At 54.9% G+C, this 24,814-nt stretch carries 33 protein-coding genes and 2 pseudogenes; 34 read left to right on the forward strand and 1 reads right to left on the reverse strand.

What is annotated here, in order from left to right; translation table 11 throughout:
• Positions 1-204: 204 nt before the first annotated feature.
• From KVO92_RS08945 to KVO92_RS08970, 6 genes and pseudogenes are all read left to right on the forward strand, one after another.
• Complete coding sequence (locus tag KVO92_RS08945; RefSeq protein WP_045424622.1) at positions 205-498, forward strand: hypothetical protein; 294 nt, start codon at positions 205-207, stop codon at positions 496-498.
• 118 nt (positions 499-616) lie between these two features.
• Positions 617-1,987 carry an MATE family efflux transporter gene (locus tag KVO92_RS08950; protein WP_217475228.1) on the forward strand — a complete coding sequence of 457 codons (1,371 nt, stop codon included), beginning with the start codon at positions 617-619 and terminating at the stop codon, positions 1,985-1,987.
• A gap of 25 nt (positions 1,988-2,012) precedes the next feature.
• A complete protein-coding gene (locus KVO92_RS08955; RefSeq protein WP_217475229.1) occupies positions 2,013-2,471 on the forward strand; it encodes a DUF2214 family protein in 459 nt (152 codons plus the stop codon).
• 114 nt (positions 2,472-2,585) lie between these two features.
• Positions 2,586-3,413, forward strand: a complete 828-nt coding sequence (locus KVO92_RS08960; protein WP_217475230.1) for an NYN domain-containing protein — start codon at positions 2,586-2,588, stop codon at positions 3,411-3,413.
• 147 nt (positions 3,414-3,560) lie between these two features.
• Positions 3,561-3,929, forward strand: a pseudogene (locus KVO92_RS08965) (hypothetical protein); the annotation flags it as partial.
• A 467-nt stretch (positions 3,930-4,396) separates the two neighbouring features.
• Positions 4,397-6,526: a TonB-dependent siderophore receptor gene (locus KVO92_RS08970; RefSeq protein WP_217475231.1), complete on the forward strand. Its 2,130-nt coding sequence runs from the start codon at positions 4,397-4,399 to the stop codon at positions 6,524-6,526.
• Between the two features lie 175 nt (positions 6,527-6,701).
• On the opposite strand, the pseudogene KVO92_RS22780 reads toward KVO92_RS08970, so the two are convergent.
• A pseudogene (locus KVO92_RS22780) lies at positions 6,702-7,665 on the reverse strand (integron integrase).
• A gap of 460 nt (positions 7,666-8,125) precedes the next feature.
• Between KVO92_RS22780 and KVO92_RS08985 the strand changes: the two are divergent.
• The 28 genes from KVO92_RS08985 to KVO92_RS09120 all read left to right on the forward strand — a co-directional run bounded on the left by KVO92_RS08985 (position 8,126) and on the right by KVO92_RS09120 (position 24,753).
• Entirely contained in the window at positions 8,126-8,434 is a 309-nt protein-coding gene (locus tag KVO92_RS08985; RefSeq protein WP_217475233.1) for a hypothetical protein, read from the forward strand.
• A gap of 132 nt (positions 8,435-8,566) precedes the next feature.
• Positions 8,567-8,890 (forward strand): immunity protein Tsi6 family protein, encoded by a 324-nt coding sequence (locus KVO92_RS08990; protein WP_217475234.1) that lies wholly within the window; start codon positions 8,567-8,569, stop codon positions 8,888-8,890.
• Positions 8,891-9,283: 393 nt separating this feature from the next.
• The gene (locus tag KVO92_RS08995; RefSeq protein WP_217475235.1) at positions 9,284-9,664 is read left to right on the forward strand and encodes a DUF6896 domain-containing protein; all 381 of its coding nucleotides are present in this window, start codon (positions 9,284-9,286) and stop codon (positions 9,662-9,664) included.
• Positions 9,665-9,747: 83 nt separating this feature from the next.
• Entirely contained in the window at positions 9,748-10,311 is a 564-nt protein-coding gene (locus tag KVO92_RS09000) for a DUF4145 domain-containing protein (RefSeq protein ID WP_217475236.1), read from the forward strand.
• 1,096 nt (positions 10,312-11,407) lie between these two features.
• A complete protein-coding gene (locus KVO92_RS09005) occupies positions 11,408-11,767 on the forward strand; it encodes a hypothetical protein (RefSeq protein WP_217475237.1) in 360 nt (119 codons plus the stop codon).
• Positions 11,768-11,855: 88 nt separating this feature from the next.
• On the forward strand, positions 11,856-12,098 hold the full coding sequence (locus tag KVO92_RS09010; RefSeq protein ID WP_217475238.1) for a hypothetical protein: 243 nt from the start codon (positions 11,856-11,858) through the stop codon (positions 12,096-12,098).
• A 396-nt stretch (positions 12,099-12,494) separates the two neighbouring features.
• Positions 12,495-12,947, forward strand: coding sequence for a hypothetical protein (locus KVO92_RS09015; RefSeq protein ID WP_217475239.1), 453 nt, complete (start codon positions 12,495-12,497; stop codon positions 12,945-12,947).
• 93 nt (positions 12,948-13,040) lie between these two features.
• A complete protein-coding gene (locus KVO92_RS09020) occupies positions 13,041-13,403 on the forward strand; it encodes a hypothetical protein (protein ID WP_217475240.1) in 363 nt (120 codons plus the stop codon).
• Between the two features lie 78 nt (positions 13,404-13,481).
• Positions 13,482-13,784 (forward strand): hypothetical protein, encoded by a 303-nt coding sequence (locus KVO92_RS09025; protein WP_217475241.1) that lies wholly within the window; start codon positions 13,482-13,484, stop codon positions 13,782-13,784.
• 110 nt (positions 13,785-13,894) lie between these two features.
• Complete coding sequence (locus tag KVO92_RS09030) at positions 13,895-14,332, forward strand: PH domain-containing protein (RefSeq protein WP_217475242.1); 438 nt, start codon at positions 13,895-13,897, stop codon at positions 14,330-14,332.
• 87 nt (positions 14,333-14,419) lie between these two features.
• Positions 14,420-14,728, forward strand: coding sequence for an NIPSNAP family protein (locus KVO92_RS09035; protein WP_217475243.1), 309 nt, complete (start codon positions 14,420-14,422; stop codon positions 14,726-14,728).
• A gap of 96 nt (positions 14,729-14,824) precedes the next feature.
• Positions 14,825-15,118, forward strand: a complete 294-nt coding sequence (locus KVO92_RS09040; RefSeq protein ID WP_217475244.1) for a putative quinol monooxygenase — start codon at positions 14,825-14,827, stop codon at positions 15,116-15,118.
• Between the two features lie 79 nt (positions 15,119-15,197).
• Entirely contained in the window at positions 15,198-15,473 is a 276-nt protein-coding gene (locus tag KVO92_RS09045) for a putative quinol monooxygenase (protein ID WP_217475245.1), read from the forward strand.
• A gap of 148 nt (positions 15,474-15,621) precedes the next feature.
• A complete protein-coding gene (locus KVO92_RS09050; protein ID WP_217475246.1) occupies positions 15,622-15,888 on the forward strand; it encodes a hypothetical protein in 267 nt (88 codons plus the stop codon).
• A gap of 95 nt (positions 15,889-15,983) precedes the next feature.
• Positions 15,984-16,277, forward strand: a complete 294-nt coding sequence (locus KVO92_RS09055) for a hypothetical protein (RefSeq protein ID WP_217475247.1) — start codon at positions 15,984-15,986, stop codon at positions 16,275-16,277.
• A gap of 581 nt (positions 16,278-16,858) precedes the next feature.
• On the forward strand, positions 16,859-17,374 hold the full coding sequence (locus KVO92_RS09060) for a DUF2059 domain-containing protein (protein WP_217475248.1): 516 nt from the start codon (positions 16,859-16,861) through the stop codon (positions 17,372-17,374).
• Positions 17,375-17,472: 98 nt separating this feature from the next.
• Positions 17,473-17,781, forward strand: coding sequence for a hypothetical protein (locus KVO92_RS09065; RefSeq protein ID WP_217475249.1), 309 nt, complete (start codon positions 17,473-17,475; stop codon positions 17,779-17,781).
• A gap of 93 nt (positions 17,782-17,874) precedes the next feature.
• Positions 17,875-18,180 (forward strand): hypothetical protein, encoded by a 306-nt coding sequence (locus KVO92_RS09070; RefSeq protein WP_217475250.1) that lies wholly within the window; start codon positions 17,875-17,877, stop codon positions 18,178-18,180.
• 380 nt (positions 18,181-18,560) lie between these two features.
• Positions 18,561-19,055 (forward strand): DUF4279 domain-containing protein, encoded by a 495-nt coding sequence (locus KVO92_RS22915; protein ID WP_423836224.1) that lies wholly within the window; start codon positions 18,561-18,563, stop codon positions 19,053-19,055.
• 127 nt (positions 19,056-19,182) lie between these two features.
• Positions 19,183-19,443, forward strand: a complete 261-nt coding sequence (locus KVO92_RS09080) for a hypothetical protein (RefSeq protein WP_217475252.1) — start codon at positions 19,183-19,185, stop codon at positions 19,441-19,443.
• 474 nt (positions 19,444-19,917) lie between these two features.
• The gene (locus KVO92_RS09085) at positions 19,918-20,325 is read left to right on the forward strand and encodes a helix-turn-helix transcriptional regulator (RefSeq protein ID WP_254621318.1); all 408 of its coding nucleotides are present in this window, start codon (positions 19,918-19,920) and stop codon (positions 20,323-20,325) included.
• Between the two features lie 18 nt (positions 20,326-20,343).
• A complete protein-coding gene (locus KVO92_RS09090; protein ID WP_217475254.1) occupies positions 20,344-20,775 on the forward strand; it encodes a VOC family protein in 432 nt (143 codons plus the stop codon).
• 346 nt (positions 20,776-21,121) lie between these two features.
• Positions 21,122-21,580, forward strand: a complete 459-nt coding sequence (locus tag KVO92_RS09095) for a nuclear transport factor 2 family protein (protein ID WP_217475255.1) — start codon at positions 21,122-21,124, stop codon at positions 21,578-21,580.
• A 72-nt stretch (positions 21,581-21,652) separates the two neighbouring features.
• Entirely contained in the window at positions 21,653-22,117 is a 465-nt protein-coding gene (locus KVO92_RS09100; protein WP_217475256.1) for a GNAT family N-acetyltransferase, read from the forward strand.
• 399 nt (positions 22,118-22,516) lie between these two features.
• Positions 22,517-23,188: a hypothetical protein gene (locus KVO92_RS09105; protein ID WP_217475257.1), complete on the forward strand. Its 672-nt coding sequence runs from the start codon at positions 22,517-22,519 to the stop codon at positions 23,186-23,188.
• A gap of 128 nt (positions 23,189-23,316) precedes the next feature.
• Positions 23,317-23,961, forward strand: coding sequence for a class I SAM-dependent methyltransferase (locus KVO92_RS09110; RefSeq protein WP_217475258.1), 645 nt, complete (start codon positions 23,317-23,319; stop codon positions 23,959-23,961).
• Positions 23,962-23,998: 37 nt separating this feature from the next.
• Complete coding sequence (locus KVO92_RS22920) at positions 23,999-24,205, forward strand: DinB family protein (RefSeq protein ID WP_217475259.1); 207 nt, start codon at positions 23,999-24,001, stop codon at positions 24,203-24,205.
• Between the two features lie 128 nt (positions 24,206-24,333).
• Positions 24,334-24,753 carry an SgcJ/EcaC family oxidoreductase gene (locus tag KVO92_RS09120; RefSeq protein WP_217475260.1) on the forward strand — a complete coding sequence of 140 codons (420 nt, stop codon included), beginning with the start codon at positions 24,334-24,336 and terminating at the stop codon, positions 24,751-24,753.
• Positions 24,754-24,814 lie beyond the last annotated feature (61 nt).

The raw sequence follows: 24,814 nt of genomic DNA on the forward strand, positions 1-24,814 counted from the left end.
GTTCTCGTCTCGTCGCATTGGCGAGACAGACTGCTTGGGAAGGATTGCATTTGCGTGACGCGCTTGGCGCATCCAGCCCGCTAGGGACCCCAGCCATTCCCGACAGGTTCAACAAGCGCATCGGGAACTGCCGGACGGTTTGATAGCCCAATGCCGCAGGAACGGCCGCGCCAGTGGCCGCGGATCGTCCGACAGGAGCGCAGCATGCAGGTGGAAAGTTTTTTTGAATGGTTGGGCCAGGCGCTCGGCACGGTGATTCGCTACATCGTCGATGCGCTCAGTGGTTTTTTCGGACTGTTCGCCGATGCCGGTGCCAATTTTCTCGAGGGCCTGTCACGGACCCTCGGCATGGACCGCTCGCTGATCAGCCTGATCGCCCTGGCGATCGGCCTGATGCTGCTAGTCGGTGCCTTCCGCGCCTTCTTTCGCCGCTCGATCATCGCCGGCGTGATCTACCTGTTCCTCGGGCTCTGGCTGCTGAGCTGGCTGATTCACTGACGACGCCAGCGAGCACCCGGACCGCTACTCGTCAGGCGTAGCAGCTTGCCGGTACCGCCTCGACACTGGCCGCCCCCGACCAGGCCGACGTATGATGCCGGGCTGCTCTGGAGCCCTCATGTCACGGTTAATGACCGCCTGGCAGCACGCCCCCACCCACAAGCGGGTCTGGGCGCTGGCTGCACCGATGATCCTGTCCAATCTCTCGGTACCGTTGGTGGCGCTGGTGGACAGCGCAGTGATCGGCCATCTGCCGCACGCCCACCAACTGGCCGCCGTGGCGGTCGGCGGCAGCCTTTACACCTTGCTCGTCTGGGTGATGGGCTTTCTGCGCATGGGCACCACCGGCTTCGCCGCCCAGGCCGCCGGGCGCGATGACGGCGGCGCGCTGCGCCAGGTCCTGCTGCAAGGCCTGCTGCTGGCCCTGGGCTTCGCCCTGTTGTTGAGCCTGATCGCGCTGCCGCTCAAAGGTTACGCGTTGCAACTGATGCAGCCGTCGGCCGAACTCGATGACCTGACCCAGCACTACTTCCATACCCGCCTGTTCGGCCTGCCCGCGGCGTTGGCCAGCCTGGCGCTGATCGGCTGGTTTCTCGGTACTCAGAACGCCCGCGCGCCCTTGGCGATTCTGCTGACCACCAACTTCATCAACGTCGCCCTGGACCTCTGGTTCGTGGTCGGCCTGGACTGGGGCGTGGCCGGCGCCGCTCGCGCCTCGGTGGTGGCCGAATGGAGCGGCGTGCTGGTCGGCCTGGCATTGACCCGCGGCGCGTTGCGACGCTACCCAGGACGGCTGGATCGGCAGGCGCTGCGTCGCTGGTCGAGCTGGCGACCGCTGATGTCGGTCAATCGCGACATCTTCCTGCGCTCGCTGGCCTTGCAGCTGGTGTTCTTCCTGGTCACGGTGCAGGGCACGCGCCTGGGCGATGCCACGGTGGCGGCCAACGCACTGCTGCTCAACGGCCTGATGCTGACCGCGCATGCGCTCGATGGCCTGGCCCATGCGGTCGAAGCGCTCAGCGGCCACGCTATCGGCGCCCAAAACCGCACCGAGCTGCGCCGCATCCTGACCGTCGCCGGCGGCTGGTCGTTGCTGGCGAGCCTCGCCTTCGGCCTGTTCTTCCTGCTCGGAGGTGAGCTGTTCATCGGCCTGCAGACCGACATCCCCGCGGTGCGTGCGACCGCCATCGCGTATCTGCCGTATCTTGCAGCGCTACCGCTGGTGGCCGTCTGGAGCTACCTGCTCGACGGCCTGTTCATCGGCGCTACCCGCGCGCGGGAAATGCGCAACGCCATGCTGCTGGCCGTCGCGATTTCGCTACCATTGGGCTGGCTGTTGCGCGGGCTGGGCAATCATGGATTGTGGTTGGCCTTCCTCGCCTTCATGCTCCTGCGAGGCCTCTGCCTGGGCAGCATTGCCAGAACCCTGCAGCGTCGGCAGCAGTGGTTCTCGCCCGGCCATAGGGTTTCGACAGCCGAAGCCCCTTGAATGAATGACCAAAGGAATTTGAACAATGGCCTATGCCATCGCCGCTTACCTGCACTTCGTGGCGATTTTCCTGCTGTTCGCCCTGCTGGTGCTCGAGCACCAGCTGTTCCGCCTGCCGCTGGATTTCAAGCGCGCCCGCAGTCTGTTTCGCGTCGACCTGGCCTTCGGCATCGCCGCCGGACTGGTACTGATCACCGGCGCGGCGCGCGCGATGCGCTACGGCAAAGGTCTGGACTACTACCTCAACAACAGCTTTTTTCACGCCAAGATCGGCCTCTTCGTGGTCGTCGCGCTGATGTCGATGCTGCCCACCGTGACCTTTTTGCGCTGGCGCCCGGCGCTCAAGGCCGGCCAGGTGCCGGTCGTCGGACCGTCCACCGCGCGCTGGGTCAAAACGGTGATCCGCCTGGAGCTGCTGGCCCTGCTGCTGTTGCCGCTGCTGGCGACGCTGATGGCGCGCGGTCTTGGCGTGAGGCCGCTGTAGCACCTCGGCTGCCTGTCCACCCGACGCTCCGCTCAGGCCACCGGATCGCACCTGCCTATGGCCCGATGGACACATCAGGCGTTATGGTCGGGGTACTCACGCCAAGGACCGATCATGGCCGCCAAACCCAGCAATACTCGCCAGCAGACCCATCTCGCCGTCCTTATCGATGCCGACAACGCTCCGGCCGCCATCGTCGAGGGGCTGTTCGAGGAAATCGCCAAATACGGCGTCGCCAGCGTCAAACGCATCTACGGCGACTGGACCAAACCCAACCTGGGCAGCTGGAAGAAGGTTCTGCTCGACTATTCCATCCAGCCGATCCAGCAGTTCGCCTACACCTCGGGCAAGAACGCGACCGACAGTTCGCTGATCATCGACGCCATGGACCTGCTCTATACCCGGCGTTTCGACGGCTTCTGCCTGGTCTCCAGCGACAGCGATTTCACCCGTCTGGCTGCGCGTCTGCGCGAGGAAGGCCTGACCGTCTATGGCTTCGGCGAACAGAAGACGCCGTCGCCTTTCGTTTCCGCCTGCGACAAATTCATCTACACCGAGATCCTCCGCGCCGATGCACCCAAGACGTCGCAGGAACCACCGAGCAACGGCGACAAGGCCTCGCCCGCGCCCACGGAGAAAGCCGAGGACGACGCCCGGCCGGCGGAGCGCGGCGGCCAGGTCAAGGCGCAGAAAGTCCCGGTGGACTTCATCGCCAAGGTGTTGAGCGACATCGCCGACGAAGAGGATGACTGGGTCCAGCTGGGCCTGCTGGGCTCCAATATCAGCAAGCTGCGCCCGGCATTCGACCCGCGCCTTTACGGCTTCAAGAAGCTCAGCGACCTGATCAAGTCGCAACCGAAACGGTTTGAACTGGAGACCCGCGGGACCACCTCGACCGGCGGCAAGGCGCTCTATGCGCGCAATCTCAAGGCGTCGCGTTAGCGCGGCCACGCGCAACCCGCGGCGATTCTCGTGGTGGTGATCACCGCGCCCGCGGCCGTGAACACGTTATGCAACCAATCACCCTCGCCAGGACCGAACCCTCTCCCATCGAACCCTTCTAAGCAGACACGACTTGCGGAGGTACCCATGACCAAGCCACTCCTCATCGCCTGCGGCATTGCCCTTTGCGCGCCAATGGCCTTCGCCCAGACCCCGAAGCCCGAGGTGATCACGCACCTGAACGGGCTCGACGTGGAAGTCAGTGCCATGGGCGTACCCACCTCCACCCCGGAGGCCGGGGTCGAATTGGTGGGGATTCGCGCGGTCCGGGTGATGAACAAAAGCGAAGAAACCGTGACCTGCGAATTTCACGTTCCCGACGAGGCACGAGCGGACACCTCGGCCCCACCGGTATTCACCGTGACGTCCAACAGCCAGCGCGTCGAGCGCGTACCGGGCGACTATTCACCCGATGAGCCCTTCGCGGAGCTGACCTGCCGCGCCGCCGATAAGAGCATCGGCACGCCCGTGGTACCGTCCAGCGAGCCGGGCGCCGCGCCTTCGCCAGAAACGACGACAGAGCCAACTGGAGGCGAGACGACAACCGGGACGCCCGAGGCCGAATCGACGCGCTCGCGCGAAGGCGCCGATCGCAATCGTTGACCACTTCCAACGGGTGTCCGGAGCGACATCACGGCAGCGCCGGGGCGCAGGGCACCGGCTTGATGGGCCGGCCGTCGCTCGAGCGGCAAGCGACCCGGCCCTGTGACATCCCGCTCCTCGCCTCAACCCACCGACAGGCGCGCTGCTCCAGCAGGCGCAGCCAGCGCGCTCAACGCGCCACGCGCCGGACGATCGGCCCACGGCGTACCCGCGCCTGAGTCAAGGCGCCGCAGGGGCAACGCCGCGGCTTTGTTGATAACAATTATCAACATATATAGCATTCGCGCACTTCCGCTCGACGCCTTACAGAGAACAATTCCATGCGCCGCTTCATCGTACCTGTCCTGTCGCTCCAGGCACTTGCCTGCACAGCCCAGGCCGCAGAACAGTCCGCTTCATCCAGTGACCCCATCGCCCTCGGTCAGATGGAGATCACCGCCTCCCAGGCCGAACGCGCCGACGGCCCGGTAGACGGCTATCGCGCCACACGCTCGGCGAGCGCAACGCGCACCGACACGCCGATTCATGAGATCCCGCAATCGATCAGCGTCGTCCCCGGGCAGGTGGTAGAAGACATCGCCGCCACCCGTCTTGAAGACGCCCTGGACTACGCCGGTGGCGTCGAGCGGGGCAACAACTTCGGTGGCCAGGGCCTGACCGAGTTCCTGGTCCGCGGCTTCAGCTCCCAGGAGTTCTACCGCAATGGATTTGCCGTCAACCGCGGCTACCCCAACATGCCGGACGCCGCCACCCTCGAGCGCATCGAAGTGCTGCGCGGCCCGGCTTCGATGCTGTACGGCCGCGGTGATCCGGGCGGCACCTTCAATATCGTCAGCAAGCAACCGCAGGCCGAACGCCGCACGGTGCTGGGCTCCCAGTTCAACACCGAAGGGCTGCGCCGCGGCACGCTGGACACCACCGGCGCGCTGGACGAGCAGGCCGACTTCACCTATCGCCTGAATCTCGTGGCTGAAGGCGCCGACAGCTTTCGCGATCACGTCGAGAGCGAGCGCTACAACGTCGCGCCGGTGCTGCGCTGGGACCTGAGCGCCGCCACCGCCATCATCCTCGAAGGCGACTACCTGCATAACCGTCACCCGCTCGACCGCGGCGTGACACGCTACGCCAACCAGCAAGGCCAACTGCCACGCGACCGCTTCCTCGGCGAGGAGAGCGCCGGCAAGTTCGCCAACGACAACGCCACGACCCAGCTGCGCATCGAGCACCTGCTGAATGACCAATGGACGCTGCGCGGGGGTGTGCAGTACCTCGACGGCTCCCTGGAAGGCGGCGCCGTGGAGAACAATGGCCTGGCCGCTGATGGCCGCACCGTAGGGCGCAACTACAGCGAACGCCGGCTGGAATGGAACGATACGGCCCTTCAGGCCAATCTCGAGGGGCGCTTCAACGCACTGGGCTTCGCCCATACCCTGCTGACCGGCGTCGAGTACGACGACTTCAACTACAACTCGCGCATCGATCGCTCAGCCGGTGGCGTCGGTGATTTCCCGATCGACCTCTACGAGCCGGTCTATGGCCAGCCGCTGCCTGCTATCGTCGGACCGAATTACTGGGACGACGAAGACCTGAAATCCTATGCGTTCTTTATGCAGGATCAGGTCGAGCTGACCGAGCGTTTTACCCTGCAACTGGGCGCGCGCCTGGAACGCTTCGAGCAGGAGTACACCAACAAGCTGTCGCCCGCCGGCAGCTGGGACCAGGCACATAACGCCGTGTCGCCGCGCATCGGCGCGATCTACGACCTGACTGACGCGCTGGCCGTCTATGCCAATGCCTCCCGCTCGTTCAAGCCCAATCGCGGCGCCGACCGCAGCAGCCAGGCATTCGATCCGGAAGAAGGCATCGCCTACGAAACCGGCTTCAAGTACGACCTGCCGGAACATAACCTGAGCGTGACGGCGGCACTGTTCCACATCACCAAGGAAAACGTACTGACGGCCGATCCGGTGGACAGCAACTTCCAGATCGCCGCGGGCGAAGTGCGCAGCCGTGGCTTCGACCTCAGCGTCGCCGGCAACATCACCCCGCAATGGCGCGTGATCGGCGGCTATGCCTACGTCGACGCCGAGGTGACCGAAAGCAACAGCGCGAACATGCCGGTGGGCAGCCGTCTGGCCAACGTACCGGAACACAGCTTTAATCTGTTGGATACCTACGAGTTTGACAACGGTGCCCTAGATGGACTGGGCCTCGGTGTAGGCGTGAAGTACGTCAGCTCGCGCAAGGGCAGCACCTCCAATACCGCGTTCGACATGGGCGCCTATACCGTGGTCGACCTGCTCGCCTACTACCCACTGACCGACCGCGTTCGCCTCAACCTCAACCTCGACAACGTATTCGACGAGGAATACGAGGAGCGCGCCTGGAACATCTGGGCCTACCCGGGTGCACCGCGCACGCTGCAAGCCGGTATCTCCGTCGAGCTGTAACAGCGCCTCGGCTAGCTCGGGAAGTCGACTGCTTCCCGAGCCAGCCGCGTCAGAACACCTCTCCACACCTATCCCCTGACCGGACAGCGCCAGACGCGTGATTCAGCGATGCGCTTTGTCCGGCCCGTACCGCGCTGAACTCTACGGGCACATCCGATACGACCGAGGCGGCCGCCTAGAGCCGGTCCAACGGGCTCAGCACCGCGAGACCGCCACGATTGAGCACGTGCGTATAGATCATCGTGGTCTTGACGTCCGCGTGCCCGAGCAGCTCTTGCACCGTACGGATGTCCTGCCCGCTCACCAGCAAATGCGTGGCAAAACTGTGGCGCAACGTATGCGGTGTCGCCAACTTTGCAAGTCCCGATGCCTTCACGGCACGCTTGAAGGCCCGCTGCACGCGCTTTTCGTCCAGATGATGACGACGTACGGCCCCGCTACGCGGATCCACGGAGAGTCCCGCTGCCGGGAACACGTATTGCCAAGCCCATTCCCAGGGAGCGTTGGGATACTTGCGAGCCAGGGCGTCCGGCAGATAAACGTCTCCCCCGCCATCGGCCAAAGCCTGTTGATGCATTACCCGCACGCGAGCAAGGTGACGCCGCAGCGGCTCGATCACACTGACGGGCAGAACCGTGACGCGATCCTTCTGGCCCTTGCCGTCACGGATGAGCAACTCGTTACGTGAAATCGACGTCCTTGACCCTAAGCCGCAAAGCCTCCATCAAGCGAAGCCCGGCCCCATACAGAAGCGCGTGACAAGGCCGGCCTCCCCCTCGAGCTGCCCAAGAACCTGTTGCACCTCTTGTATGGACAGCACGACAGGCAGTCGCGTAGTTTTTTTGGCACGCACCACGTCCCCAAGCTAGGGTAAGTCCTGTTTGAGTACCTGCTTACTAAAGAAACAACAGTGCGGCAAGCGCTTGATTTTGCGTAGAAGCAGAAACATCCCGGCGAACAGCAAGATCGGAAAGGAACGCCTCCACCTCTGCTGCGCCCATTTCTGATGGGTGGCGATAATTGTGAAACCGTACGTAGCGCTTGATCCACTCACAATAGACACGTTCAGTTCTGATCGAGTAGTGTTTCAGCCTGATCTGTTCACGAACCTGATCGAGTAATCGCGGCCTTCCATCCATGGTGTATAACTCCTTTATACAGTCATCATCCGTTCGGAACGCCCAGCCTAGACAAGGAGCGCAATCATGGCAAGGAACGTTATACACCAGTCCCGTCGGGCGTCTTATACACCACTTGGTGTCTAATTATAGTTAGGCGTTCTTTCTTTTTAAGGCTCGTACATACATGGAAGTTGGTATCGCTGCCTCGTGTTTCTTTTTCTATACACATCCGCTGCGTTTACTTCTAGCGCGTCATCAGTGTTTGCCTCGGCTCCGGGTCCGGCGGCCAGAGGCATGCGGCGGTGTGAATCAGTCGGTACGCACTGGCTTGAAGCTTCTAATCAGTTTGGCCACTGTGCGGTATCGGCCAGCGGTGGCAGCATCACTCCGCTGCCTAACAAGCGGTTCAAGCCGCTCACTTCGTTCGCTGGGACCGGCTAAAGCCGGCCCCTTAACCAAACGTTAGGCTAGAAAATTTATGGACGACGAACCGAGATTCTCTGAATATCTTTGTGAAGAATATTTGAATAGTGCTCTCTCAAAAGATGGATATTATTCTGAAACCTCCTACACACAGGTCATAGTACCAATGTTCGACGCATACGAATTGCAAGACGTTGGATTTCTTGCTGTAGGTAGATCTGGAGCTGACGGAATTGATTTTGGGTATAGAAAAGGAAAAAGTGGAATTTGGGCATTCTATCCAATTGACAATGAATTCAAGTATATGTCGCCATCTCTTTCCGAGTTTGTGCCAGCGTGGGTTTCTGGAAGCTTGTCTGTTTAATAGTCAACCCTCAATAAAATTTAAAGCAAACGACTGTCAGGCCCGCCTAACAACTGGCTTAAATCGTTCGCTTCGCTCGCTGGGACGGGCTAAAGCCCGCCCCTTAGCCAAACGTTATAAGTCGCGCAAAACATGAGCCAAGAAACCCTAAAAGCCGAGATCACCCGAAAGGCGCTTTCCATCTGCAATGATAGGATCAGGCGCCACTCTCGCGTTGCTTTACCGGGCATCCTTGAATCAACTAGGGCTCAGCTTGAGTGGTTGGTAGCATTCTTTGAGGGCCGAAACAATGAGAGGCAGAGGCTTCGAGAACTTTGTTTTGGGCACTATGCAGCAAGAGAAATGGATGAGCGCGACACAGAGTTTATCGATGCGTTGAATAGAGCATATTATGTTGCTTCAAGAACCGCTGCTGGACTCAAGCTTGATATGAAGGTACTGGGAGGCGATTTATAACAAGTCGCTCAAGTCGTTCACTTCGTTCGCTGGGACGGCGTGCCGCCGCCCCTTAGCTTATCGTTAGGCGTCATCTCTTTTTAAGGCCCGTACATACATGGAAGTTCGTATCGCCGCCGCCTGTTCCTTATTCCATACGCGTCCGCTGGGTTTACATCTAGCGCGCTGTCTGTGCTCGCATCGGGTCTTTGTCCGGCGACCAGAGGCATCCAGCGGTGTGAAACAGTCATCATGTAGCAGCTTGAACGTTCGCAGCTGTTCGGCCACTGTGCGGTATCAGCCAGCGAGGCCTGGTTTGCTCCGCTGCCTAACATGCGGTTCAAGCCGCTCACTTCGTTCGCTGGGACGGGCTAAAGCCCTCCCCTTAACCAAACGTTAGGCATTGTGGGGTATATGGATGTGAACCCAATAGCAGCAGCAATTCCTCTGTGGTATGCCCAAATGGCGTGGGCAAAGGAGCTAATCACCCGTAGCTTCGGCCTAGAGAGAGCCGAGGATATTTTGCATAGAGAATATCGCGGGAATCGCATTATTCCTGGCACTACTTGGTACATACGCACTCATGGCATTGGAGTTGATGTCTACAAAACTCTAGATGTTGGCGGTATAGACTTTGATTTTGACAAGCTACACCCAGACGCTTGGCGTATGGAAATATTTATTCAGCGCCAACTAAACGATGGCAACCTTCCATTTGAGCCTTACCGAGAGTTGCTCAATGATGAAGAGCTTATGAGAAAGGCTATAGCGGATGCACTCAGTATCAATGCCTAACAATGCGCTCAAAGCGCTCACTTCGTTCGCTGGGACGGCGTTCCGCCGCCCCTTAGCTTAATCGTTAGACGGCAGAGAAACCCATGGAGATAGCCGCCGAAATTATAAAATCAATAGCATGGCCAATAGCCGCAATTTGGATAGCTCAGCTATTCAAAAGCGAAGTTCGCGCCCTATTCGGTAGAGTTTCGCATCTCAAATACAAGGAGCTAGAAGCACAATTCGAAAAAGGCATCGAACTCGCAAAGAATCAAGCTAGGCAGCTAGATCATGAAAAATATAAAGCTCTTAGAAATGCCTCAATAGATGGAATCCTGACCACTTTTGAACTCGTCAACCGTATTGCTTTAACATCTCCACGAGCAGCAATAATCGAGTACTGGATTGATCTAGAAGCAGCAATCAGCGCTGCGGCCAAAAAAGCAGGAATATCGAGCAGTAACACATCGAAAAATGTCTCCAAATTAATCGAAATGGGGCATGTTTCCGCCAACGTCATGCCGCTATATATGCAGCTGAAAGAGCTTAGAAATCAGGCAACGCACATGCCAGACTTCAGCATTACAGCTAAAGATGCACAAGCCTATCTAAAAAGCGTCTTAGAGCTCGGAAACGAGTTCCGATACTATGCTGTAGGTCCTGTCTAATAGGTGGTTCAAATCACTCGCTCCGCTCGTTGGGACGGGCTAAAGCCCGCCCCTTAACCAAACGTTAGGCACACAAGGAGATTACGGTGAATTCAAACCCTAGGGCATGCATTGCGTACATTGCTGCCGGTCTATCTGGTGCCAAAGGATCTTCGGTATACGATTACTCGCAATCCAAGCACATAAACATTAGCGGCAACATCAGTGAAACAAATATCAGCATTTACGATCACGACCGTGGCTGCCACATAAGCGGCTCTCCAAATAGCCTGTACGACTACGGAAATAGCTCTCACATTCAGCTGACCTTAAAAGGCTCCCAATTTACTGGCTATGACTATCACACGAGCAGTCATTTTAGCGGCAATATAAATGGCAGGTCAGTATCTATTTATGACTACCAAACATCTTCACATTACAACTACAGTGTGTGAGCGCCTAACAACTGGTTCAAGCCGTTCGCTTCGCTCACTCGGGACCGGCTAAAGCCGGCCCCTTAACCAAACGTTAGATTACTCAATGAAGAGTGTGCAAATGACCGAAAAGCGGACTGGCAGCGAGCCTCGCTATGCCCTTCTAGATCCGGTAGTAGACCTTCTCTTGGCTAGCGGAAATGAACTTGCAACTGAATATCGTTGGGGCTCTAATCCAGCCGGATACTTTTGCCTCATGAGGCATCCGCTCGACCTTGGGCTTGTGGCAGCGAACTTTAACCTGCCACCAAGTGTCGTTCTGGATCAGAAGTTCGGCGCCGTAGATTACGGCCTGGGAACAGTAGTAATTAGGCAGGAGTAACCTAACCATTTGCTCCAGGGGACGGCCCTGACGGCCGCCGCTGAGCTCAAACGTTAGGTGCCACATGCACGAAGTCAAAGCCACTGTCTTGTCCGATGCCCCAGCAGACGTAGTAGCAAAATCATTTTCTGTAATCAGTAAAGAGTTGCGCTCGTCATCTACAAAAGAAGCAGTTCAAATGTCAATAAGCACTGAGCCAGCCAGCGACACCTAACTAGCGGTTCAAATCGTTCGCTTCGCTCACTGGGACGGACTAAAGCCCGCCCCTTAACCAAACGTTATGCGCTAATGAGGCACGAACATGTTCAGTGAACGAATAAATAAAGAAGAGCTATCGGGAGTAGCCACTCGATTCAGAGATTTGCTTATCAAATATTCCAGCGCCTACCCGGATGCCCAAAGAGTTCTTGAGCGCGCATCTGACTTGCTGGAAAAAGCTATTAACAGAAATATTAACGATCCTTATCGCAAAGGGTTTCTACCTGAAGAGTTCTGGGAAAGTGGCACACTATTTCCGCTAGAAGACTTATCTGAAAAGTGCGCACAATTCAGCCTTCTTTTAAAGGGTGCCATTTCAATTAAAGCAATAAAAAGTGGCGTACAGATCATTGAAGAACAAGCAGAGATTGATGAAAAAGAGTTTAGGCAGAGAGGCGCATAACAAGTCGCTCAACACCGTTCGCTTCGCTCACTGGACTCGCAAAAGCTACGCTTTTGCTCGCCTGTTAGCTTAATCGCTATGTACCTACATGAATACTTACGCGCTGCTAGCAATTAAGATCACTCTAACAACAGTCGCCTTTTTAGTGCTGCTATTTCTGGCCATTTTAGCAACCACCCTAATATTCCAAGACAGCGGGCAACACCCAGACAACTGGAGAACAACAGACTACGACTACGGGGCTGGAATTTTGGTTGCGGCCTTGTATATTGCAACAGTAGCCTGGCAAATCCGAAGCGCACTAAAGAAAAAATCAATTCAGCGTCAGTAGGAACATAACAATGCGCTCAAAGCGCTCACTCCGTTCGCTGGGACCGGCGAAGCCGGCCCCTTAGCTTAATCGTTAGGCGTCATCTCTTTTTAAGGCCCGTACATACATGGAAGTTCGTATCGCCGCCGCCTGTTCCTTATTCCATACGCGTCCGCTGGGCTTACATCTAGCGCGCTGTCTGTGCTCGCATCGGGTCTTTGACCGGCGACCAGAGGCATCCAGCGGTGTGAAACAGTCATCATCTAGCAGCTTGAACGTTCGCAGCTGTTCGGCCACTGTGCGGTATCAGCCAGCGAGGCCTGGTTTGCTCCGCTGCCTAACATGCGGTTCAAGCCGCTCACTTCGTTCGCTGGGACGGGCTAAAGCCCGCCCCTTAACCAAACGTTAGGCGTAACAATGAAACCACACCTCCGCATCGTAAGGCATCCGTATGAAGAGCCTTACCATTTAAATCTGGTAGTGAGCGCGTCAAACGGCAACTTGTCTGCCGGGTTTGAATATTATGAAAACGCCAGAGCCATTCATGAATGGGCAAGCGTGTTAGAGAAGTTCCCGCGCCATAGTAGCGATGTTTTTCTCCACGAAATCGGCTCAGAAATTCCAGAAGACCGCACCGCTTACTACTTTCGACTACGCGTTTTCAACACAAACTCAGCCGGAGCCTGTGCAATCCAGCTTCGCTTCAATAATAATCAGAGCCTGCCGAACCGAGAGATATTTGATTTTTGTATTCGTGCTGAACCATCACAGATAAATAGACTTGGAAAATTACTTCGAACCTTTGCTGAGCTGAGGCATGAGGTTCTAGAGTGGAACGTTACAGAAGGTGAACTCCATGAGTTCTCCTGAAATCCTAACCATCGGTTCAAATCGCTCGCTTCGCTCACTGGGACGGGCTAATGCCCGCCCCTTAGCTTAATCGTTAGCCACCACAAGGAAGTTATGCGTAAGTCCATCAGCATCGCAATCGTAGTCGCTATCTCGATTGCTCATTACTCAATCATGGGTTATCTGGGCTATGACCCTGCACCTGAGTACGAAAACTTAATGGCTTGGTCTTTCGCTCTCATGGTTGCACTGTGGTGTTTGGATGACGCAAAGAAACATAACTTCCACCGTCCTTATGAGTTCGGTGCTTTTATTTTCTTCCTCTGGCCAATCGTTTTGCCGGCGTATCTCATTTACACGCGGGGCTGGCTAGGCACACTCGTATTTTTGGCCTTTCTATTTATAGCGCTATTGCCTTACATTTGTGGCTGGGTTTCTTACTACGCAAGCCCTGCTTACAGTGAGTATGGCGTCTAACATATGGTTCAAGTCGTTCGCTTCGCTCACTCGGGACCGGCTAAGGCCGGCCCCTTAACCAAACGTTAGGTTCTAGCCATGACCAAGTGCGACCAAAGAATCCTTCATGGCTTGCTCAAAGCCTTAAATGATGAGAATTACTTATCCAAGCTTTCGCGCTACAAAATCTTAAGCTTCCTTGCAGGCTGGGTGTTCTTCTTTATCTCATTCTTTGAAAGCCTTCAACCAAACATTCCATTGTGGGCAATTTCCTTAACCGGCATATTTTCAGGACTTCTAATCGGCGCAGGATTTTTCATCGAACTATCAATCCGCCAATGGCCTGTAGTAAAGGCAATAATTGACATCCCAAAGGCTAAAGAACTGGGAGAACAAACCTAACAATGCGCTCAAATCGCTCACTTCGTTCGCTGGGACGGGCTAAAGCCCGCCCCTTAGCTTAAACGTTAGACATCAAAGAAAAGAGATTCATCAACCAAGGAGTTATACATATGGGAAGTTACGTCGAGAGCGCTCTTACACAAGGTGAAAAGGTAATTTATGAAGGAAAAACGAGTCTCTGGTCGCTTTTACCACTGATACTGTTAGGTCTATTAACGCTCGGCATTTTTGGCCTTGGCCTGCTTTTTTGGATCGCAGCAGCAATACGCTATTTCTCCACAGAGTTAGCCATCACAAACAAACGTGTTATTGCGAAATTCGGCTTCATAAGCAGAACAACCATTGAAATAAATATACAAAAAATTGAAAGCATTCAAGTTAACCAAGGGATTCTTGGTCGCATATTCAATTTTGGCTCAATTGTTGTTTCTGGCGCAGGAAACCCACAAGCACCAGTTCCAGGAATTTCCAGCCCTTTGAATTTTCGTCGGGAGTTCCTAAACACACAAGAGCAAGAGCTGTCGACTAACAACGTGGCTGTAGCCTGACAAGCGGTTCAAATCGCTCGCTTCGCTCACTGGGACGGGCTAAAGCCCGCCCCTTACCCAAACGTTAGGTATATATAAGGAAACTCTGTGATCACCTGCTACCTCAAATACTTAATCGATCCATACAAACTTAAAGAGTTTGAGCATTACGGAAAACTGTGGATTCCCCTGGTTGAGAGGTTTGGGGGTAACCATCACGGTTACTTTTTACCATCGGAAGGCGCCAATAATGTTGCACTCGCTATGTTCACGTTCCCAAGCCTAGCTGAGTACGAGCAGTATCGGCAAAGCTCATTTCAAGATGCCGCTTGCATAGCCGCCTTAAAATACGCTGAAGAAACAAAGTGCATTATAAGCTACGAGCGTACTTTCTTTAGGCCGGTGTTCAATGCCTAACAAGTGGTTCAAATCGTTCGCTGCGCTCACTGGGACCGGCTAAAGCCGGCCCCTTAACCAAACGTTATAGTTCAAGAAAAAATAGTGAGATTGTAAATGTCAGTAGACAAACCATGTATTTTCGCAAAAATCACTCCAAAGGCTGAGTTTTTCGAATCTGCCAAGAATGAATTGTTAGGAATGTTAGGAGCCACTCGAAATGAAGCTGGCTGCATTCAATTCGAATTACATTGCTCAGAATGCAAAAGCTACATTTACTTATATGAGGAGTGGGAGAGTAAAGCTGCTTTAGAAAATCACCACCAAGAGGGGCATACCCAGTTAGTTGCACAAAAATTTAAAGATTGGTTAGCAGCACCGACTGAGGTTACATTCATGAATAAGCTATAACAAATGGCTGTTGGCGGACGCATCTACGCTGCGCTCCGGAGCGCCGCAAAGCCAAACGTTATGCGTAATAAGGAAATTCATGTCAAAATTTACATTAAAAGGTTTTATTTTAGTTCCTGAGCCGGAGCTAGAATTAGTAAAAAGTGAACTGGAAAATCACAAACGACTCACGTTCGAAGAGCCAGGCTGTATTACCTTTCGTGTCATTGAAAATTCGGAGAATCCTCTTCGTTTTGACGTTTACGAAGAGTTCGCGGATAAAGCGTCATTTGAACAACATCAGAAAAGAGTTAAAGCTTCTCATTGGGGCAAAGTGACAGTCAATGTTGAGCGCCACTACGAGCTCTCCGAGTAAACGCATAACAAAGCGTTTAAGAGGGATTTGGCGCGCGTGACATTTTTGGTTTGCGTTGAGCTTGTGTGTTTAAGGTGTATTGTAGAAACCTCGGGATTGCGTGCCTGCACCCCTTAACGCGGCGTTAGGCGCCCTTGGAGAGCCGTGCATGACCGGGAAAGCATGTGGAGAGTTTGAGCAGCTATTTGCCAAACTCCTAGAGCAAAAGATCAGGCAAGGTGCACAACGTGACACCGCTCTAGTTAAAGAAAGCTATGATTCGGCCAGTTCCGCGTTGAGCCTTCTTGAAACCAAAGCAGACCCTCTTCATATAAACGACATCGCGGCAACCTTGGCAGGCAGGGAAAATGAGCTAATGACGCTTGGATCTCAGAGAGCTCAACGATTAATCTTTGATCTCGTTTACATGCACTAGCTATGGAGTTAGGCCTATCAATGCGCTTAAATCGTTCGCCTCGCTCACTGGGACTGGCTAAAGCCCGTCCCTTAACCAAACGTTCGGCCACTTCTATGACTGCTGTGCCCGAATCAATCAAAAGCGAGGCAATGCAGGCGACGAGAGCGTTCGTTGAAGCGCTTGAGATAGAACGTTTGCAAGGCTGGGCTCAACGATTCGTAGAGATCCTTTCCATGCTTGAGCATGATCGACTTCGTGAAGCTATTCATCTCTACGAGCAAACAAAGTACACCGGGCCAGGCAGTCTGTCAGACGTGTATGCAAACGATGAAGCAGCTTTCAATGCCGCGTGGGGCCGTTGCAGCGCTGCACTGAGAGCGCTACAAGCGCAAGGTAGCGAGCAGTGATAATCTCAACCAAGTACTCAATAGCCATCAGCCTAACTGGTCGGTCAAGCGGACGCCAACACAGGCCATGCCTTCGGCATTCTCATGGCTTGTTTTGGTGCCCTACGCACCTTCGGTGCTCCGGCGCCACTTACCTTGGGCGTTATGCATATGAACGCACTGACAATTGAGTTTTAGTTGGCAGCATCAATCCTGCTAGCTCTGCTTGCTATCTTTTCGGCGGCGGCTTTGCGCTTTTGTATACGCAATAATCCGTCTGCCTCTAAAGCACTTCTGCAAACTGGCAACCCCTTACATGGGGCAACGGCCGTAGTCTCAACGCTGAATGGTTCATTTTTGCTTCCGTGCAAAAAACTACCGCCTACGGTTCAACTACAAGGCTGGGCCCTTACATTTTTCTGGGCGGCAAGGTTATGTGCTTGGAGCTCAGCAATAGTAATAATCTGCATGGCGCTAGCTAGCCAGTCGAGCGCGGCGGCGTAATGCATAACAAATGGTTCAAGTCACTCGCTCCGCTCGCTCGGGACCGGCTAAAGCCGGGCTCTTAACCAAACGTTATAACTCACAAGGAACGTCGCAACATGCGCACCATCATCGGAGCAGTAATTCTCACTCTATCCTTCCAAGCACTTGCAGACACTAAAAGCGAGAAAATCGGGCGCCTTATGGACGCACTTGGCTTGGTAGAAACTTGGAAGCAGCAAATCGAGCAAGGAAAGGAATACAACAGAAAAGTCAGCACGCAAATCATGGATCAAGTTCTTTCCCAGCTTAATCCCAACGAAGATTTCAAGCAGCGCTTCAAGACTGCAGCTGATGGTTTTATAAAGAAAACAGAAGCGCCTTGGACCGCCGAAAAAATTGTTTCGGTTTGGGCAAGTTACTACGCCCCTGATTTTTCTGAGGAAGAGCTTGACCAACTAATAGCCTTTTACTCATCCCCGCTTGGACAAAAAGATATTCAAGTCACACGCAAGGCAATGAAAGGCTTCTCTAAATACTTTGAAGAAGCCAGTCAGCCCATCACCCAAAGTGCCACCAACGAATACATAGAGCAGCTAAAGATAATCGCCACTCAATGCAATTGTGCCAAGTGATTTATAACAATATGCTCAACTGTCGCTCACTTCGTTCGCTGGACAGCCAAAAGCTGCGCTTTTGGCTGTCCGTTAGCTTAGTCGTTAGAATCCAGCCAATGAAAAATTATGCGGTCTTCGTCGAAGGCAATGACTTCGAACTTACGCGGAAAGGCACTAAAGAAATCGTTGGCTTTTTCGTCACAGTCAGAGTCGAAACCGAATCAGAGGATGAGGCAACCATTCGCGCTATTGAGATAGTTAAATCGTACGAAATGCTAAAAGAAGCATTCAGCGCAACCGCAACCGCAACCGCAACCGCAACCGCAACTCCGCGTTTAGACGCGAAATTAGTTCATGAGCTTTTACCTAACAACAAAATGACGAATACAGAGCTTGTTTTCTTTCCAACGGCGGACGAGGCATGACTTCTAACATATGGTTCAAGCCGTTCGCTTCGCTCACTCGGGACCGGCTAAAGCCGGCCCCTTAACCAAACGTTAGCAGTCAAAGGAAAAATCGTGACAATCCGGAACGTCATCAACATCCGAATAAGGTTTGCTAGTGCCGCAGTTTATGGCGGGCTTTTGCTTACCGGAGGATCAATTCAATATTTTTTGAACCAGAACAAAGAACCACCATTTTTGTCATTCTCTATATTTTTCCTCGGCTTCGCCTTAATGCTGGCAATAAAGTTCACTACAAAATGCCCTGCATGCAAAGGAAACATTGGTTCAACGCTAATGAATAGCGGCTCACCAGTAGCATTATCCAAGAAAGTAAAGCATTGCCCGCTGTGCGGCATAAACATTGACCAAGCAGTGTGATTTTCCTGCTAACAAATGGTTCAAATCGCTCGCTTCGCTCACTGGGACGGGCTAAAGCCGGCCCCTTAACCAAACGTCATGTTTCATCGCAGGAAGCTTATGAATTGCCCGCATTGCAATAACGAAATTCCGCACAAAATGCCATGGAATTTCTCAAGCACATACGTATGCACACAATGCAAGAAGACCTCTTACCCACCGAAGGCTTATCCGCTGTTGGCCTTTCTAGCTGCAGCGGCGTTCACATACGCAGCTAAAATTTCCATTGCAAGTTTTGGCTACAGCATGCCTTGGTACGCTGCTTTGGCTCTAGCCTTATGCTTCATCTACGGCATTGATCGCGTAGCTCTCAAGCTTGAGCCAAGCAATGAAACATAACAATGCGCTCAACGCAGCTCGTTTCACTCTTGGACCACCAAAAGCTGCGCTTTCGGCGGCCCGTTAGCTTAATCGTTAAGGATCGATCAACATTGACTTCTGTACCACGGGCATACACGTATTTTCGAGTTGCGGCAGAAATCCTTCCGCTGGAGGAAATATCTGCTGCTATCGGGTGCGCACCAACCAGTAGCTGGCGCAAGGGTGACCCTGGGCTTTACAACCCCGTACGGCTAGACAGCGGCTGGTGTTTGAACAGCCCTCTACCCGAAACGAACACTTGCATTGAGGCTCATATTGAAGCACTTTTGCCACTTCTTGAATGTACCGCTGAGGCAGTCAAAAAAATATCCGAGCAATACCAAACCTATCTGGTTTGCGTAGGTTATTTCAATGCAACAACAAGACCTGCGTTCCATATTTCTAAAGCAACCCTAGTTCGTATCGCTTCGTTAGGAGTAAGCATCGATGCCGATTTGTACTGCCTCGGGTGCTAGTTGCTCCCTAACAACTCGCTCAAATCGTTAGCTGCGCTCACTGGAACGGGCTAAAGCCCGCCCCTTAACCAAACGTTAGGCCGCTACCACCCACGTTATACCGACGTAGCACTAAAGGAGGACAGCGATGATTAGAATGATCTGTAGGAACAAAGTAGCGGACTTCGCCAAGTGGAAATCAGTTTTCGATTCGCACTCAGAGGCTCATAGCAAAGCTGGTCTTTCGCTTGAAAACCTATGGCGCGGAGTTGAGGACTCCAATGAAGTCGTCTTCATTTTCAAGGTAGCGGATCTCGAGAAGGCAAAGGCTTTTATATCTGCACCTGACGCAAAGGAAGCCGGTGATAGGTCGGGCGTTATCGAGGGCAACTACTGGTTCGTTGAGTGAGACCAAGAGCTACCGCGACGCGGCCGAACAATTCGTTCAAGCCGACCTGCTTCGTTACGCCATTCCCGAGCTTGCGGATGTCAGTGGTCCTTAACTCCAACGTTAGGCGTCATTTCATCTTTTAGGCTCGTACCTACATGGACGTTCGTATCGCCGCCTCCTGTTCCCTTTTCGATACGCATCCGTTGCGCTTACACCTAGCGCGCTGTCACCGCCCGCCGTGGCTTCGCGTCCGACGACGCGAGGAATGCATCCGTGTTAATCAGGTATCAATAGCGGCTTGAATGCGTAGCTGTTCGGCCACTGTGCGGTATCGGCCAGCGAGGCCCGCTATGCTCCTCTGCCTAACAAGCGGTTCACGCCGCCCACTTCGTTCGCTGCGACCGGCTAAAGCCCGCCCCTCAACCAAACGTTAGGCATGAGATGAGTCAAAGCCCCGAACTATTACGCAGATTGTTGCGATCGAAGGATCGGATGGATGGCGCTCCCCAGGAGGATTGGCCAGTCACGCGGTTGGCTCAAGTGAGCGCTGTTTCGGTGGCGCACTTTGCGCGAGAGTTCAAAAAAGCCTTCGGCGTACCTCCGCACCGGTACTTGCTTACTCGTCGTATAGAACGTGCCACAGCTCTACTCCGCGACACTGACCTGCCCATTATAGAAATCGCACTCCAAACTGGCTGGAACAGTGTGGGTACCTTTGGGCGCGTTTTCAGTGATGTTATCGGAGAGAGCCCCGGAGAGTTTCGGGAGCGTGAACGCTCGATTCCACATGAGCGGAAGGAAATGCCCGAATGTGTCATGCGCGCTGTCGATCGTCCAAACCTCAATACAGCAGTTTCGGAGAAGCGCCGACTTAGCTCTGCTGGCAAGCTAAAGGTCTAATCCAATGGAGGAAAGGCGATGACTACTGGTGTGGATACGGCAGGGGTGTATGTGCGGGATCAAGATGAAGCACTCGCATTCTACGTTGGGAAACTGGGGTTTATCGTTCATACAGATGTTCGCAATGGCGACTATCGTTGGCTGACGATCCAACATCCTGATCAGCCTTCCTTCCAACTCGGTTTGTTCAAGCCTGGTCCGCCAGTACATGACGCAGCAACAGCGCAGACCTTGCATGAAATGGTAGCCAAGGGCGCTATGCCACCGCTGGTACTCCTGGTGGATGACTGTCGCGCTGCCTACGAACGTATGAATGCGTGTGGCGTGGAATTTACGCAAGAACCCATGGAGCGGTATGGCAGGGTCGATGCTGGCTTTCGGGATCCGTCTGGCAACGGATGGAAGATGATTTCAACTGTACCCAGCCCGCAATCAAGGAGCGCGAAATGAGCTGGAATTCCTGGGTTCGACAAAGTCACCGTTGGCTGTCGATCATTTTTACGGCGACCGTGGTGACTAACTTCACGGCCAGAGCTTTGAATTCCACCGAGCCTTCATGGTGGATAACGTACTCGCCTCTGCCCCCGCTCTTTCTAATGCTTATTACTGGTCTATATCTGTTGGCGTTACCGTACATCGTCAATCGGCAAGGCCGCACGGATGCCTAGCAAGCGGCTCCACGCAGACGGCCAAACCTACGCGGTTTGGCCGCTGGTGAGCCGGTGTTAGAAGGCACCAGATGGACTTCGTGCGCACTGCCCTGGCATGAACGTCGTTGGCATCTATGACCGGTGTCTTGATCAGCTGGCGCGCTGCTTTGATAGCTGAGCGCGAGAGCAATCCATCACGCAAACTGCCATTCTCGGAGGTTGAAGTGACTCAAGACCAGGCAATCGCACTTTGGAAGCAAGAAGAGCAATTTTGGCTCCGCTCGGCAGACTTTTACGAAAGCAACTTGGCTCCAGGGAGCCTGATGGTCCTTCCGAAACCGGTGGGCATCATGGATCGCGAAGCGACCATTGACTCTATTCGCTCAGGTAGTCGCTGGAAAAATGTCTCTTTCAGTGCGAAACACTGCGTGATTCCCACCCCTGAAATGGCCGCGCTCGCCTATAGGGTGCACGCCGACCGCGGTAGCTCGGGCACGTCATACATCGCCCAGTGCAGCTCCACGTACGTGCGCTCCAATGGGCAATGGCTCCTTGTCATGCATCATCAAACACCGGCGGGCCAAGGCACTGAAGCCCGCGCCTGACGATCCATTCAAGCGGAAGCCATTTCGTGGCTCGGCTTAACTCAAGCGTTAGGCACAAGCAACGAGCGTTCTATGATTATTCAAAAAGCCACAACACAAGACGCCTCTCAAGTCGCTGAAATGGTGGGGGAGTTGCTTGCCGAAATCATGAAAAACATTGGCATTCAGGCATTCAATTTCGACCATCGCGAGACAGCTGATCGCCTGACCGACTTGCTGAACCAAGAGAAGTATTTTGTTTTCGTCGCTCGGGATGGTGCCTTGCCCGTTGGATTTATTGCGCTCTATGAGAGTTACGCACTCTACGCAGAGGGCGCTTTCGGCACGATTCCCGAACTCTATATCCGGCCCCTGTATCGTTCAAAGCAGATAGGACTGCAACTCCTTTCCCAAGCTAGAGCGTTCGGCCAGTCGCGCAACTGGACGCGTCTGGAGGTCACTACGCCACCGCTTCCTCAATTCGATAAAACACTGGCGTTTTACGAACGCGAAGGCTTCTCGATCACTGGCGGCCGCAAGCTCAAGCTCTCGCTGTGAAATGTTGGCGCAACGTCGATGTTCAAGCGCACCCAACATACCGCTGCGCTCCGCCTGACATTCCGTTACAGCAGCACCCGCAACACTGCTTTAAATGACTTTGGCTTACCGCTTCTGCCCATTGGCCGCCGTACTCCGCCGGGGCCCAGTGCCCGAAACCGAAGGGGCGCCGGTGATGAGCCGCTGGCTGCACAATGGCCGATGGATCAGCGGGCGCTCGTTTCGCCTCTTGGCCCATCGAGCGATACGGCGCTATCGCGCCTCAAGAGAACGAGGGCTGGCGTGCCCTTACGTTTCCGTCGACGCCTGCTCCGGGGCGGCCTTTCCAGCAGGCGACCTTGCAAGGCGTCGCTTGTGGCTAGCGTTAGGCCCCGATAAAGCGAATAGTGAAGGGAACCAATGAAAACACTCCAAGGAATATTGCTCTTTCTCCATATTACGGCTGGGTACTCTGCACTTTCCGCCAGCCTTATCGCTGCCTTGAGTAAAAGTTTTAATACCCGTCACAAGGTGCATGTGGTTTGTGGCCGTATTTTCTTTTGGTGCATGCTGGCTATCTTTCTTACGGCAGTACCGATTTCGTTCATGACAGGGAATATTTTTCTTCTACTTGTCGCTATTTTCAGCTTCTACCTGGCATTGTCCGGCTGGTGTTATGCGAAGTACCGCAAAGGCTCCGCTTTACGTCTGGATTGGATGCGGTCAATTGGCATGTTAATCGCCGCCGTCGCCATGGCGGTTTATGGCTTCGCCCTTCTTTCGGGCGGCGATACCAATGGCTACACCATGCTGGTCTTTTCTGGCATAGGCGTCGCGTTGGGCATTAACGATCTACGTATTATCTTTTCCGGCGGTGTTACGGGCGCAGCCCGTATAGGCAACCATCTCACCATGATGCTGGCAGCCTCCATTGCAACGATCACGGCGTTTCTGGTGACCAATATCGCCTTTGAGCCCGCGTATGTAGTGTGGCTGGCACCTACCGTTGCCATTACGCCCATTATCATCGTATGGAACGCCAAAGTTCGCCGAGGGGCTGCGCCCAAGGGCGTGCCGAACGTGAGCGCCTGATACGTGCAACAGCCCGCCGCTCAAGCAAACGTCAGCGTGCACGGAACAAGCCTAACGCGCGTCGATTCAAGCGGTGGACCGGGCATCCACTGAACGAACCGGGTGCATAGAGGGCGCAAGAGAAGCAGATGGGCACGAAAGACGCGCAGTTCTGGGACAAGGCCGCCCCGAAATACGCCGCCACTCCCATTGACGATGCAGCCGGGTTCGAAAGGACATTGGCGCGCACTCGTGCACTCATCACTCCCGGCGCGCGGGTGCTGGAACTCGGCTGCGGCACAGGCACGACGGCGCTGCGCCTCGCGAATGCCACAGAGCACTATCTCGGCACCGACATCTCGGCGCGCATGATCGCCATTGCGCAGGAGAAGCTCGCAACGGCTCGCCCCGCTGAGCTGAACGGGCAGCTGAGCTTCCGCCAGGGTACCGCCAGCACCTTGGCACGAGAAGGCGCCGAGTATGACGTCGTGATCTGCTTCAACTGCCTTCACCTTGCCGGCAACCTCTCCGCCGTACTCGGCCATATTCGCCGCCTACTTGCGCCGGGCGGCCTTTTCATCTCCAAGACGCCCTGCGTCGGTGACATGAATCCGCTCATTCGCCTCGCCATCCCGCTCATGCGCCTGGTGGGCAAAGCGCCCCGCGTAACCTCCTTTTCCGCCGTTGAACTCGAAGAGGCGATCCGCGCGGCCGGTTTCGATATGCTGGCGAACGAACGGCACGGCTCGAAGGACAGCGACCTTCGTCCCTTCATCGCCGCCCGCGCGCCGTGACGGTGACCCTTCGGCACGGAAAACAACGACTGATCGGGTGATCGTGGACTGGGCCGAAGCGCTCACGGATGAGCTGCTGGCGAAAACGATGCGCTACAGTAATTCCCAGGGCCACCCCCGCGAGCATCCCGTTTGGCTTGCGGTCGCTCACTTGTTCAATCACCAGCCCCACCACCGTGGGCAGATCACAACCCTGTTGCACCAGCTTGGTCACGACCCGGGTGCGACCGATTGCTTTGTATAGGTGCAGCCGTCCGGCATCTGACCACCGACAGCCGGTGACCTCAGGCCGGTTCACGGGCCGGTAGCCACCAGCACGCGGGCGTCGGGTGTCATGACCGATGTGCTCTGTACAAAGGACAGGAGGGTTCGATGTCGAATCGTATTGCCGAGATCACCGCCGTGGTTCACGCGTTCGCCGACTGCTGGAACCGTCACGACATGGATCAATTTGCCGAGCTTTTCGCTGACGATGCTGAGTTCGTCAACGTGGTTGGTTTGTGGTGGCATGGACGAGAAGAAATCAAGCGGGCCCATGAATTCACGCACGCAACGATGTTCAAGCACAGCCGCTTGGCGATTACGGATGTGAAGGTGCGATTTCCTGCGGCGCATATCGCCATTGCACGGGCCCGGTGGGTTCTCGAGGGGCATGTCAGTCCAGCGGGTGCAGCACTTCCGGCCCGCAGCGGGCTATTGCTCAACGTGTTGTCGTTAACGCCAACGGGCTGGGTCATCATCGACTCGCAAAACACCGACATCGTCGAGGGTGAGCTGTCCCGCCCGCAATAGTGTGCATGCGACCACCGGTGCGGACGTGTCGCCCGGCCTTCATCGAGCGGAGGTTCGCGGC

The sequence above is a fragment of the Stutzerimonas stutzeri genome, assembly GCF_019090095.1.
Taxonomy (GTDB): Bacteria; Pseudomonadota; Gammaproteobacteria; order Pseudomonadales; family Pseudomonadaceae; genus Stutzerimonas; species Stutzerimonas stutzeri_AN.

Bases quoted from the DNA above. Each gene is read 5' to 3' on its own strand.
- KVO92_RS08985 (WP_217475233.1), top strand. From the start codon at position 8,126: ATGGACGACGAACCGAGATTCTCTGAATATCTTTGTGAAGAATATTTG.
- KVO92_RS09120 (WP_217475260.1), top strand. From the start codon at position 24,334: ATGTCGAATCGTATTGCCGAGATCACCGCCGTGGTTCACGCGTTCGCC.
- KVO92_RS09040 (WP_217475244.1), top strand. From the start codon at position 14,825: ATGTCAGTAGACAAACCATGTATTTTCGCAAAAATCACTCCAAAGGCT.
- KVO92_RS09110 (WP_217475258.1), top strand. From the start codon at position 23,317: ATGGGCACGAAAGACGCGCAGTTCTGGGACAAGGCCGCCCCGAAATAC.
- KVO92_RS09055 (WP_217475247.1), top strand. From the start codon at position 15,984: ATGACTGCTGTGCCCGAATCAATCAAAAGCGAGGCAATGCAGGCGACG.
- KVO92_RS08945 (WP_045424622.1), top strand. From the start codon at position 205: ATGCAGGTGGAAAGTTTTTTTGAATGGTTGGGCCAGGCGCTCGGCACG.
- KVO92_RS08990 (WP_217475234.1), top strand. From the start codon at position 8,567: ATGAGCCAAGAAACCCTAAAAGCCGAGATCACCCGAAAGGCGCTTTCC.
- KVO92_RS08960 (WP_217475230.1), top strand. From the start codon at position 2,586: ATGGCCGCCAAACCCAGCAATACTCGCCAGCAGACCCATCTCGCCGTC.
- KVO92_RS09005 (WP_217475237.1), top strand. From the start codon at position 11,408: ATGTTCAGTGAACGAATAAATAAAGAAGAGCTATCGGGAGTAGCCACT.
- KVO92_RS09085 (WP_254621318.1), top strand. From the start codon at position 19,918: ATGGATGGCGCTCCCCAGGAGGATTGGCCAGTCACGCGGTTGGCTCAA.
- KVO92_RS09080 (WP_217475252.1), top strand. From the start codon at position 19,183: ATGATTAGAATGATCTGTAGGAACAAAGTAGCGGACTTCGCCAAGTGG.
- KVO92_RS08995 (WP_217475235.1), top strand. From the start codon at position 9,284: ATGGATGTGAACCCAATAGCAGCAGCAATTCCTCTGTGGTATGCCCAA.
- KVO92_RS09030 (WP_217475242.1), top strand. From the start codon at position 13,895: ATGGGAAGTTACGTCGAGAGCGCTCTTACACAAGGTGAAAAGGTAATT.
- KVO92_RS08970 (WP_217475231.1), top strand. From the start codon at position 4,397: ATGCGCCGCTTCATCGTACCTGTCCTGTCGCTCCAGGCACTTGCCTGC.
- KVO92_RS22915 (WP_423836224.1), top strand. From the start codon at position 18,561: ATGCGCTCAACGCAGCTCGTTTCACTCTTGGACCACCAAAAGCTGCGC.
- KVO92_RS09100 (WP_217475256.1), top strand. From the start codon at position 21,653: ATGATTATTCAAAAAGCCACAACACAAGACGCCTCTCAAGTCGCTGAA.
- KVO92_RS09060 (WP_217475248.1), top strand. From the start codon at position 16,859: ATGCGCACCATCATCGGAGCAGTAATTCTCACTCTATCCTTCCAAGCA.
- KVO92_RS09090 (WP_217475254.1), top strand. From the start codon at position 20,344: ATGACTACTGGTGTGGATACGGCAGGGGTGTATGTGCGGGATCAAGAT.
- KVO92_RS09015 (WP_217475239.1), top strand. From the start codon at position 12,495: ATGAAACCACACCTCCGCATCGTAAGGCATCCGTATGAAGAGCCTTAC.
- KVO92_RS09020 (WP_217475240.1), top strand. From the start codon at position 13,041: ATGCGTAAGTCCATCAGCATCGCAATCGTAGTCGCTATCTCGATTGCT.
- KVO92_RS09010 (WP_217475238.1), top strand. From the start codon at position 11,856: ATGAATACTTACGCGCTGCTAGCAATTAAGATCACTCTAACAACAGTC.
- KVO92_RS09045 (WP_217475245.1), top strand. From the start codon at position 15,198: ATGTCAAAATTTACATTAAAAGGTTTTATTTTAGTTCCTGAGCCGGAG.
- KVO92_RS09050 (WP_217475246.1), top strand. From the start codon at position 15,622: ATGACCGGGAAAGCATGTGGAGAGTTTGAGCAGCTATTTGCCAAACTC.
- KVO92_RS09025 (WP_217475241.1), top strand. From the start codon at position 13,482: ATGACCAAGTGCGACCAAAGAATCCTTCATGGCTTGCTCAAAGCCTTA.
- KVO92_RS08955 (WP_217475229.1), top strand. From the start codon at position 2,013: ATGGCCTATGCCATCGCCGCTTACCTGCACTTCGTGGCGATTTTCCTG.
- KVO92_RS09105 (WP_217475257.1), top strand. From the start codon at position 22,517: ATGAAAACACTCCAAGGAATATTGCTCTTTCTCCATATTACGGCTGGG.
- KVO92_RS09000 (WP_217475236.1), top strand. From the start codon at position 9,748: ATGGAGATAGCCGCCGAAATTATAAAATCAATAGCATGGCCAATAGCC.
- KVO92_RS08950 (WP_217475228.1), top strand. From the start codon at position 617: ATGTCACGGTTAATGACCGCCTGGCAGCACGCCCCCACCCACAAGCGG.
- KVO92_RS09065 (WP_217475249.1), top strand. From the start codon at position 17,473: ATGAAAAATTATGCGGTCTTCGTCGAAGGCAATGACTTCGAACTTACG.